10 protein-coding genes are annotated in these 9990 nt (G+C 74.8%); 4 read left to right on the top strand and 6 right to left on the bottom strand.

Annotated elements, in window-relative coordinates; all coding sequences use genetic code 11:
- Positions 1-238 precede the first annotated feature (238 nt).
- Complete coding sequence (locus ACLQ2X_RS23880; RefSeq protein WP_425683323.1) at positions 239-763, top strand: GNAT family N-acetyltransferase; 525 nt, start codon at positions 239-241, stop codon at positions 761-763.
- Between the two features lie 30 nt (positions 764-793).
- Here ACLQ2X_RS23880 and ACLQ2X_RS23875 read toward each other — a convergent pair whose 3' ends face one another.
- Complete coding sequence (locus ACLQ2X_RS23875) at positions 794-2245, bottom strand: M20/M25/M40 family metallo-hydrolase (RefSeq protein ID WP_425683322.1); 1452 nt, start codon at positions 2243-2245, stop codon at positions 794-796.
- Positions 2246-2346: 101 nt separating this feature from the next.
- Between ACLQ2X_RS23875 and ACLQ2X_RS23870 the strand changes: the two genes are divergently transcribed.
- Complete coding sequence (locus tag ACLQ2X_RS23870) at positions 2347-3645, top strand: NAD(P)/FAD-dependent oxidoreductase (RefSeq protein WP_425683321.1); 1299 nt, start codon at positions 2347-2349, stop codon at positions 3643-3645.
- A gap of 15 nt (positions 3646-3660) precedes the next feature.
- On the opposite strand, the gene ACLQ2X_RS23865 is transcribed toward ACLQ2X_RS23870, so the two are convergent.
- The 3 genes from ACLQ2X_RS23865 to ACLQ2X_RS23855 form a co-directional block, all read right to left on the bottom strand.
- Positions 3661-4767: an AI-2E family transporter gene (locus ACLQ2X_RS23865; RefSeq protein ID WP_425683320.1), complete on the bottom strand. Its 1107-nt coding sequence runs from the start codon at positions 4765-4767 to the stop codon at positions 3661-3663.
- 41 nt (positions 4768-4808) lie between these two features.
- The gene (locus tag ACLQ2X_RS23860) at positions 4809-5624 is read right to left on the bottom strand and encodes a spermidine synthase (protein ID WP_425683319.1); all 816 of its coding nucleotides are present in this window, start codon (positions 5622-5624) and stop codon (positions 4809-4811) included.
- An 82-nt stretch (positions 5625-5706) separates the two neighbouring features.
- On the bottom strand, positions 5707-6675 hold the full coding sequence (locus tag ACLQ2X_RS23855) for a 4a-hydroxytetrahydrobiopterin dehydratase (RefSeq protein ID WP_425683318.1): 969 nt from the start codon (positions 6673-6675) through the stop codon (positions 5707-5709).
- 182 nt (positions 6676-6857) lie between these two features.
- Between ACLQ2X_RS23855 and ACLQ2X_RS23850 the strand changes: the two genes are divergently transcribed.
- Positions 6858-7145, top strand: a complete 288-nt coding sequence (locus ACLQ2X_RS23850) for a hypothetical protein (protein WP_425683317.1) — start codon at positions 6858-6860, stop codon at positions 7143-7145.
- Positions 7146-7188: 43 nt separating this feature from the next.
- Here the strand turns inward: ACLQ2X_RS23850 and ACLQ2X_RS23845 are convergent, their stop codons facing one another.
- Together ACLQ2X_RS23845 and ACLQ2X_RS23840 are read right to left on the bottom strand one after the other, a co-directional pair.
- Positions 7189-7560: an STAS domain-containing protein gene (locus tag ACLQ2X_RS23845; protein WP_425683316.1), complete on the bottom strand. Its 372-nt coding sequence runs from the start codon at positions 7558-7560 to the stop codon at positions 7189-7191.
- Between the two features lie 42 nt (positions 7561-7602).
- Positions 7603-7965, bottom strand: coding sequence for an STAS domain-containing protein (locus tag ACLQ2X_RS23840; protein WP_425683315.1), 363 nt, complete (start codon positions 7963-7965; stop codon positions 7603-7605).
- 224 nt (positions 7966-8189) lie between these two features.
- On the opposite strand from ACLQ2X_RS23840, the gene ACLQ2X_RS23835 reads away from it, so the two are divergent.
- Positions 8190-9974: a PP2C family protein-serine/threonine phosphatase gene (locus tag ACLQ2X_RS23835; RefSeq protein WP_425683314.1), complete on the top strand. Its 1785-nt coding sequence runs from the start codon at positions 8190-8192 to the stop codon at positions 9972-9974.
- Positions 9975-9990 lie beyond the last annotated feature (16 nt).

Below are 9990 nucleotides of genomic sequence, written 5' to 3'. Positions count from 1 at the left end.
GCTGATCCGCGCCGTCAGCCATGTACAACGCCGCCGACCCGGCCCGGATTCCGCCGTGGCGGTGGCGCCCACCACCATCCCCACCGGCCAAACATCCGGCCCGCGCCGCTCGTCCGATTCAGCGCGGTGATGCTGGTGCGGAACGCCCGGATAAGGGCGGTCTCATCCCAACGCCTCGGCACGGTGGGCGCGGCCCCGGGTGGGGTGGCACTGGGCGGGTGGGTGAGAGTGGTGCATCGTGAGGTATCTGCGCAGCGACGGCCGGGTCGCCATCCGCCGGCCCCGCCCCGCCGACGAGGCGGAGTTCGTCGCGGCCGCCCGGCGCAGCCGCGAGCTGCACCATCCGTGGCTGTCGGCGCCTGACGATCCCGACCGGTACGCGGCCTACCTGCGCAGGACCCGGCGGCGGGACACCTCCGGGTTCCTGTTCTGCGACCGGAAAACCGGCGAGATCGCCGGCTACGCGAACATCGGCGGCATCGTGCTGGGGGCGCTGCGCGGCGGCTACCTCGGGTACGCGGCATTCCACCCGTACGCGGGCACCGGGCACGCCTCGGCCGGGGTGCGGCTGGTGGTCGGGTACGCGTTCGGGCCGCTCGGGCTGCACCGGCTGGAGGCGAACATCCAGCCTGGCAACGAGCCGTCGAGACGACTGGCCCGCCGGCTCGGCTTCCGGCTGGAGGGCTTCTCCCCGGACTACCTGTTCGTCGACGGCGCGTGGCGCGACCACGAGCGCTGGGCGATCACCGCACCGGCCACCTGAGGGCGACCGGGGCGGTGACCGTCCGGCAGGTCAGCTACCCGGCCTGGGGAACGCCACCGGGCTGCGGTGCCCGGCCCGGTCCACCGCCCGGACACCGAAGAACACGTTGTCCTTGGACAGGTCCACGGTCACCTCGGTGACGTCGCCGACCGGCAGCACCCGCTGCCAGTCGGCAGCGGTGGTCTCCCGCCACACCACCTCGTAGCCGGCCAGGTCCGGCTCCGGGCCGCGCTGCCAGCGCAGCGTGGTGTCGTTCGTCAGGTTGGTGGTCACCACGGTGACGCCCCTGGGTGTGCCCGGCGCCTGGGCCAGCGACCAGAGCGTGGCGGCGTTCACCCGGGCCACCCGGGTGATGTAGTCGAAGTCGCAGAACTGCGGCAGGTCGCCGTACTGGACCCCGTCGACCACGCGCACGTCCTGGTGCTGGTGGGCGAAGTTCTCGTTCGGCTCGGTGAACCGGCCGGCCGGCCAACCCTCGCGCAGGAACGAGATGTGGTCGCTGCCGCGCAGGTAGCGGTCCCGCCGGTAGATCACCCGGACGTCCATGCCGGTGGCCGCGTTGTCGGCCACGTCGCGGACGAACCGGGCCAGCTGCCGCGACGGCGAGTCGTTCTCGCCGCCGACGGACTGCCGCACGCTCGCCTCGGCCGGGGTCTCGGCGGTCGGCACGCCCTCGGCGAACAACCGCACGGTACGCGGGTCGCGGGTGCCGTCGTCGGCGGTGCTCGACCCGACGATGTCGTTGCTGAACATCGCCTGCACGTCCACGCCGGCCGCCTTCAACCGCCCGGCCAGGTACGCCGAGCCGTACAGCCCCTGCTCCTCTGCGGCCACCGCGGCGAGCACGATGGTGGCCTCGGTGCGCCGGGTGGACAACACCCGGGCCAGTTCCATCACCACCGCCACCCCGGAGGCGTCGTCGTCGGCGCCGGGCGCGTCGCTGACCGCGTCCATCACGTCGCTGGCCCGGGAATCGTAGTGGCCGGTGACCACGTACACCCGCTCGGGCGTGACGTCGCCGCGCAGGGTGGCCACCACGTTGGTGATGGTGGTCGGGGTGGGGATGCGGGAGGCGGGCTGCTGCACGTACGACTGGAGTTCGACGGTCATCCGGCCGCCGGACGCGGCCGCGTACCCGGACAGTTGGGCGTGGATCCAGTCGCGGGCGGCGCCGATGCCGCGTACCGGATCGGTCTGGCTGGACAGGGTGTGGCGGGTGCCGAACGCGGCGAGCCGGCGCACGGTGGCCTCGATCCGGCGCCTGTCGATTTCGCGCAGCAGCGCGGTCAGCTCCCGGTCGGGACGCTGCGGGCGGGCCGGGCGGCCCGGCCCGGGTGGCCCGCCGGCCGGGGTGGCGGCGGCCGGGGTGGCGGCGGTGAGCGGCGTGGCGACGGCGGCGGCGGTGGCCGCGGCGGAGGCGGTGAGGAAGGTGCGCCGGCTGGACCTCGTGGGTCGACCCTCGACGCTCGCGTGATTTCCCATCTCGGCATCCTCGCGCCGATCGGGAGGAATGTCCATATCGGTGGGGCTGGATGAATGTCCGCCCACGTTTGTCGCAGGCCAGCCCGGGAACGGCAGCGGGCATGACGAAACCACGGGTGGTGATCGTGGGGGCCGGGTTCGCCGGATACCACGCGGCCAAGACGTTGCGCCGGCTGGCCCGCGACCGGGCCGAGATCGTCCTGCTCAACTCGACCGACTTCTTCCTCTACCTGCCGCTGCTGCCCGAGGTGGCGGCCGGGGTGATCGAGCCGACGCGGATCGCCGTGCCGCTGGCCGGCACGCTCGACGGGGTGCGGGTGGTGGTCGGCGAGGCCGACCGGGTGGACCTGCAGAACCGGTGGGTCGGCTACCGCACCGCCGAGGGCGAGCAGGGTCAGCTCGCGTACGACCGGCTGGTGCTCTCCGTCGGCAGCGTCAACAAGCTGCTGCCCATCCCCGGGGTGACCGAGCACGCACACGGTTTCCGCGGCCTGCCCGAGGCGCTGTACCTGCACGACCACGTCGTCCGGCAGGTCGAGGTGGCCGAGGTGACCGAGGACCCGGCCGAGCAGCGCTCCCGCACCACGTTCGTGGTGGTCGGCGCCGGCTACACCGGCACCGAGGTGGCCGCGCACGGGCAGCTGTTCACCGACCGGTTGGCGGCCCAACGCCCGCACCTGAACATCCGCCCCCGGTGGATGCTGCTCGACCTGGCGCCCCGGGTGCTGCCCGAACTGGACCGGCGGATGTCGGCCACCGCCGATCGGGTGCTGCGCCGCCGGGGCGTGGACGTGCGGATGGGCACCTCCGTCAGCGAGGCCACCCCCGACGGGGTGATGCTCACCGACGGGGAGTACGTGCCGACGTGCAGCCTCATCTGGTGCGTCGGGGTCCGCCCCGACCCGTTCGTGGCCGAGCTGGGCCTGCGCACCGAGAAGGGGCGGCTGGTGGTGGACGGATACCTCAACGTCCCCGGCTACCCGGAGGTGTTCGCCTGCGGCGACGCCGCCGCCGTGCCCGACCCGACCCGTCCCGGGCAGGTGTGCGCGATGACCGCGCAGCACGCCCAGCGGCAGGGCAAGCTCGCCGCGCACAACATCGCCGCCTCCTACGGGCAGGGCACCCGCAAGTCGTACAAGCACCACGACCTGGGCTGGGTGGTCGACCTGGGCGGCAAGCAGGCGGCGGCGAACCCGTTGCAGGTGCCGCTGTCCGGACTGCCGGCCAAGGTCGTCACCCGCGGCTACCACCTGCTGGCCCTGCCGGGCAACCGTCCCCGGGTCGCCGCCGACTGGGCGCTGGACGCCACGCTGCCCCGGCCGGCGGTGCAACTGGGTCTGGTGCCGGCCCACACGGTGCCGTTGGAGAGCGAGTCGCCGGAACTGGCCCGCCGGGCCTGACCGGCAGGCGTGCGCTCACCCACCGGCCGGCGGTCGGTCCGGCCCGACCGGACCGGGACCGTCGGCCGGTTCGCCGTCGGCGGGCAGGGGCAGTGTCTGGCGGCCGGCGGGTACGAACTCGCGCAGCAGCACCTGCGCGATGCCGGCTGCCGGGATCGCCAGCAGCGCGCCGACCAGACCGGCCAGCTCGACCGACAGCAGGACGGCGACCAGCACCGTCAACGGGTTCAGGCGTACCGCGCGGGCCATGATGAACGGTTGCAGCAGATGGTTCTCCACCTGCTGGTAGACCACGAAGAAGACGAGCACCACGACGCCGGCGACGGGGGAGTGCAGGAACCCCGCCCCGGCCGCGACCGCCGCACCGAGGGTGGCCCCGACCAGCGGGATCAAATCGGCCACCGCCACCGTCAACGCGATCACCGCGGCGAACGGTACTCCGAGCACGAACAGCACCACGAACGTCAGACCGCCACAAATCACGCTGATCAGCAGATTGCCGCTGAGGTAGCCGGTGACGATCCGGGACGAGTCCCGCCCGATGCGCCGCAGCCGCTGCGCCGGACCCTCGCCGACCAGCCGCAACGCCCCCGTCACGATCTTCGGGGCCTCCAACACCATCAGGTACGCCAGCACCACCACCGTGACCAGCGCAGTCACCGCCTGGGCGACGCCGCGGACCAGCCCGAAGGTCGGCTCGCCGAGCCGCGAGCCGAAGCGGCGCAGCTGCCCGGGCTCGGCGTATCGGAGCAGGTGGAAACGGTCCAACAGCCGCCCGACCGGGCCCTGCCCGGCCTGCGCCTCGCGGACGAGCTCCGGCAGCCGGTCGGCGAACCGGGCCACCTCGTCGAGCAGCGGCAGCACGATCAACGCACCCAACGCGGCCAGCAGCACGAACGCGGCCAGGAAGACCAGCAGGGTGGCCAGCGCCCGACGGCGTACCCGCCGTTGCAGCCGGTCCACGAGCGGTTTGAGGGCGACCGCGAGCAGCGCCGCCACGAGCCCCCAGACCAGCACCCGCCGGGTGGCCAGGACCAACGCCAGGCCGACCGCGGTGGCGAGGACCAGACCGATCACGATCAGCGTCCGGCGGGCGGTGGACCGGTCGTCGGCGGTGCTCATCCGGCGCGGCTACCCGGGACGCCGGGAAGAAAACGCCCGGCTCAGCCCCGGTCGGCGTCGACGACCGGGCGGGCCCCGGCGGTGAACGCGTCCAGCGTTGCGGCGTGCAGGACCGCCCCGGGCAACGGGTCGGCGGCGACCCGGGCGGCCAGGCGCCGTGCCGGCACCCGCTGCGGCGCGGGCGCGGCGGCGAGCACCACGTTGCCGTAGCGCCGGCCGCGCAGCATCCGCCGGTCGGCGACCAGGCACACGTCGGCGAAGACCGCGCGCAGCGTGGCCACCTGCGCGCGGGTGTGCGCCAGCGGCGGCAGGTCGGTGAGGTTGACCAGGTAGAGGCCGTCGGGCCGGAGCACCCGGGCCACCTGCGCGGCGAACTCGGCGGCCGCCACGTGCGCCGGCATCCGCGCCCCCCGGTAGACGTCGGCCACCACCACGTCGTACGCGCCGGCCGGCGCGGCGGTGACCGCGTCCCGGGCGTCGCCGATCGTCACCGTCACCTCCGGCGGTACCGGCGGCAGTTCCCGGCCGACCAGTTCGACCACCGCCGGGTCACGCTCCACCACCCGTTGCGGCGAGCCGGGCCGGGTGGCGGCCAACCAGCGCGGCAGGGTCAGCGCGCCGCCGCCGAGGTGCAGCGCGGCCAGTGGGCGGCCCGGCGGGGCGGCCAGGTCGATCGCGGCGGCGATCCGGCGCACGTACTCGAAATGCAGGTACCGGGAGTCGTCGAGGTCGACGTACGACTGCTCGACGCCGCCGGCCAGCAGCGTCCGCCCGCTGCGGCGGGCCGGGTCCACGACGATCTCCAAGGCGTCGGCGTCGTCCACGACGATCTCCAGGGCGTCGGCGTCGCGTTCCACGGCGGGACACGGTACCGGGTGCACGGGCGTCCGGCGGGGCCCCACCGCTGCCGAACCGGCGAGCGGGGCCCCGCCGTCCCGCTCAGCCGGCGGCCATGCCGGCGCCGGCCTCGTCGACGGCCGCGTCGACCCGGTGGGCCAGGTCCACGTCGGCGGCCGTGACACCCTGGGCCTGCTGGGTCCGTACGGTCAGCACGGCGTTGTCCGGGTCCGGCCGGCCGATCTGCGGGGCCCGCCCGACCTCGGTCTTGAGCTGGTCCAGCCGGTCGAGCACCCGGTCCAGGTTGCCGCCGGGCAACTCGATGGTGCGTATCAGCGAGCGCCGGTCACTGGACCAGTAGGGCAGGGCCGCCAGGGCGTCGCGCAACTCCGCGTCGGTCAGCGGCGCGGTCGCCGAGGACACCCCGACCAGGCCACCGCCGACGTCGGTCGGCCCGAGCAGGTCCCGCAACCCGTCGGGTACGTGCAGCGACCCGACCAGTTCGGCGTCGGCCGCGGCGAGCGCGGCGAACGTCGCCTCCGCCCGGTAGCGGGCCCGTTCCGGGGTGAGCCGGCTGTGCCGGCCGACCTGGGCCAGGAAGCCGGGCAGGTCCTGGCGTCGTTCCATGCCGTCGACCGGCACCACGTCGTGCAGGGTGAGCGGCACCGCGTCCAGCAGCCGTTCCCGCTCCGCCTCGTCCAGCGCCCACGCCAGGGACAGCACCGTGGCCTCCGCCGCGACCCGGGCCTCGGAGAAGCCCACCCCGACGCGCCGGCTCACGTCGTCCACCAGGTCCCGGAAGCCGAGGGTGGCCGCCCGGGGCCGCGCGTCCGGCAGCGGGCGCGGGCGTTCGGCGACCGCGACCGGCGGCGGGGCCGGACCGCCCCGGGAGCTGTCCGGCTTGTGTCGCCCGGCCGGCTGCGGGCCCGACCGCGCGTGCCTGTCCAGCGAGGTGACCTGCTTGGACGCGCCCAGGCTGGCGTCGACCTGACTCGGCCGCATGCCCCGATCCCGGGCCTGCCGGGCCAGCGCCCGGCGCCGCTGGTTGTCGCCCTCCATCTGCTTGCGCATCGTCGCACCTCGTTCCTGCTCGGTTCCGCTTGCGTCGACCGCGTTCCCGGCCCGGCCGGGAAGCTAACGGCAACCGCCGCGCGGCCGGCTTCACTCGCTGCGGGTGAGGGGCGCTCACCCGCCCAAGCCGCAGGATCGGGTGGACCGGACAACTTCCGACGCACGCGGAAGGGCAGGTCGGCATGAAACAGATCGTGGAGATCGTCCCCGCCCGGCCGGGCTGGTACGCCCGCTGGCGGATCGCCCCGGACGTCACCCGCTGCTACCCGGTGACCCTGTGGGCGCTGCTGGCCGACAACGACGGCGATGGGCGCGAGGTGATCGGGGTCGACTGCGCGGGACAGTGGCCCGGCGCGGACGACACCGCCGCCGAGGATTTTGTCCGGTACCTGTTTCAGACGCCCGATTCCGGTGAGCCGGAGGACGTCGAGACGCCGGCGGGCCGGCCGGCCCCCGCGCCCGCCGCCTGAGCCAACCTGACCGACCCCCCGCCCCTGGTCCCAGGGTCGGGGGTCACCCCTTTCCCGCGTCGGCGGCGGTCAGCCCCACCTCGCGGTGGCCGGCCAGCCCGCGCGGCGCGGCGGCCAGCAGTTCGCCCAGCCCGGTGCGGTCGAGCAACTGCCGCACCTGCGGGCACGGGTTGAGCAGCCGGACCGCGCTGGTGCCGGAGCGGTGGATCACCACGAGCGCGCTCAGGCCGGAGGAGTCGCACAGCAGCACGTCGGTGAAGTCGAGCTCCAGTGCCTCCAGGCCGTCGCGGCGCAGGTCGGCGACCGCCTGGACGAGGTCGGGCGCGGTGTCGAAGTCCAGCTCCCCGGCCACCCGCAACCGGGCGGACCGGGCATCGAACCGGTCCACCTCGATGGTCAACATCTGGGAGGGCACGGGACCATGTTCCCAGCCGGGCGGGACGGGGAAACCCTGGGGTCACGCCGACGCGGACGAACCGAACCGCGGGCGCTCGTCGACCTGTCGTTCGAGCAGGCCGGCGACCCCGGTCAGATCGAGGATGGTGGTCAGGAAGCGGGGCACGGCGCGCAGTTCGACGCCGGCGCCCACCTCCTGGCCGACCTGCCAGGCGTGCACGAGCACGGACAGGCCGGTGCTGTCCAGGAAGAGCAGGCCGGTGAAGTCGAACACGAGGGTGGTCGGTCGCCCGCCGAGCAGGTCGTCGATCTCCTCGCGCAGGGGAGCGGCCGTGTCGTAGGCGAGGTCGCCGGCGACGCCGAGCACCGGGGCGGCCGGGTCGGATCGGTCCACGGAGATGGTCAGCGGCGCCGCCTCGGGCATTCTCCGTTGGGGAACCACCATCACGCCTTTCCGGAGACCGCCGTGTCGGGCAGGGAGCAACCGGATCGTAACAACCGGTGGGCCGTGCCGCTCGGCGTGCGTGAGCTGCCCCCGGCGGCGTCGTGGGGTGGCGGTCCGGGTATACCGGCGTAGGGTGGTCGCACTGGCCACAGGCGCCGCGCTCGGCGCCCCGGGGGGTTGACGAGGAGAGTGGGGCTCAGCTGGTGACTGCTGCCGACGTCAGGGGCGCCGACCCGGGCGACGGACGGATCTCCACGCCGAGCGCCGCGCGGGCCACGGCGTGGTCGTCCGCCGCCGCCCCGGCGCCCTCCACCGCCACCCAGGCGTCCTCTGCCGCCGCCCCGGCGCCCTCCGTGCCGCCCTCGCCGGCCGGCGACCTGAGCCTCGCCGTCCCGGACTGGACCGAGGTGCTCGAGCACTTCCGCGAGGGCTTCGTGGTCTGCGACGCCGACGGGGTGGTGCGGCACGTGAGCCCGGTCGCCGAGCGGCTGGTGCCCGAGGTGACGCCCGGCGAGCTGTTGGCCGCCGCCGGCGTGTCCCCGCTGTCCGGCGACGGTCCCAGCGAGTTCGCCCACCACGGGCGGCGGTTGCGGGTCCGGCCGGTCACGCTGTCGCAGCACCGCCGCTGCTGGTACGTCGAGGACGTCACCGAGATCGTCAGCCGGGCCGACGCGTTGCTCGCGGAGCGGGCCCGTTCGGCGTTCCTGGCCGTGGTCGGCGAGAAACTCGGCAACCCGCTGCACCCCGACCGGGCGTCGGCTGCGGTGGTCCGCCTCGCCGTGCCCACGGCGGCCGACGTGGCGGTGCTGGTGCTGGCACCGCGTTCCGGCCGCTCCCGCTGGTGGCGGGCGGTACGCGTGGACGACCAGGCACCGGTGGTGGACAGCGGGATGCGGCCGGTCACGGCCCTGCCCGCCGCCATCGAGGCGGGTCTGGCCGGCAGCGAGCCGCACGAGCTGGACTGGCTGGTCGAGCAGGCCGCCGAGGCGGGCTGGCTGACCGGTCCGGATGCCTCCGGCGCCACCGCGCGGGTGGTGCCGCTGCCCGGCCGGGAGGCGCCGGCCGGCGCGCTGCTGGTGGCCCGCCGGGACGGCCGCTGGTACGACGACGCCGACCTGGAGCTGATCCGCGCGTTCGCGGCCCGGGCCGGCGCGGCGTTGACCACCGCGATGCTCTACCGCGACCAGGCCGAGGTCGCCGACACCCTGCAGGCCAGCCTGCTGCCGGTGGAGCCGAGCGCGGCGGCCGGTGTGCAGTGGGGCACCGCGTACCGGCCGGCGCAGGCCGGGTTGCGCATCGGCGGTGACTTCTACGGCTCGCACCGGCTCGCCGACGGCGGGTCGGTCTTCTTCCTCGGCGACGTGTCCGGCAAGGGCGTGGAGGCGGCCGTGTTCACCGGCCAGCTGCGCCAGTGCCTCCAGGCCCTGCACCGGGTCGAGACCCAACCGGGGCGGCTGCTGAAGCTGCTCAACGACGCGCTGCTGGAGACCACCCAGGCGCACGGGCAGGGCCGGTTCGCCACCATCGTGCTCGGCGTGGCCCGCCCGCACCGCGACGGCGGCCTGACGTTGACCCTGGCCGGTGGGGGGCACCTGCCGCCGCTTGTGCTGCGCGAGTCCGGCGACATCGAGGTGGTGTCGCTGCGCGGCATGCTGATCGGCGTGGTTCCCGACCCCCGCATCGGTGAGGTCACCGTGCAGCTCGCGGCCGGGGAGACGTGCCTGTTCTACAGCGACGGGGTGACCGAGGCGCGGGGTGGGCGGCGCGGCGACGAGCAGTTCGGTGCCGATCGGCTGCTGCACGCGGTGACCGGTTGCCACCGGATGCCGGCCCCGGCGCTGGCCGAGCGGGTCGAGCAGATCACCTGCGACTGGCTGGGTCACGGCGACCACGACGACATCGCGGTGCTGGCGTTGCGGGCCACCGGCCCGGCCGGGCGCGCCCAGCGCCACCTGCACGCCGTACCGGATTCGGACGGCATCCAATGAGTGAGGGAGCTGTCCG

This window comes from Micromonospora sp. DT31, from assembly GCF_049841795.1.
Lineage (GTDB): Bacteria > Actinomycetota > Actinomycetes > Mycobacteriales > Micromonosporaceae > Micromonospora.
Note: the sequence above shows the minus strand (reverse complement) of the source record. Positions and strands in the feature narration are given on the sequence as shown.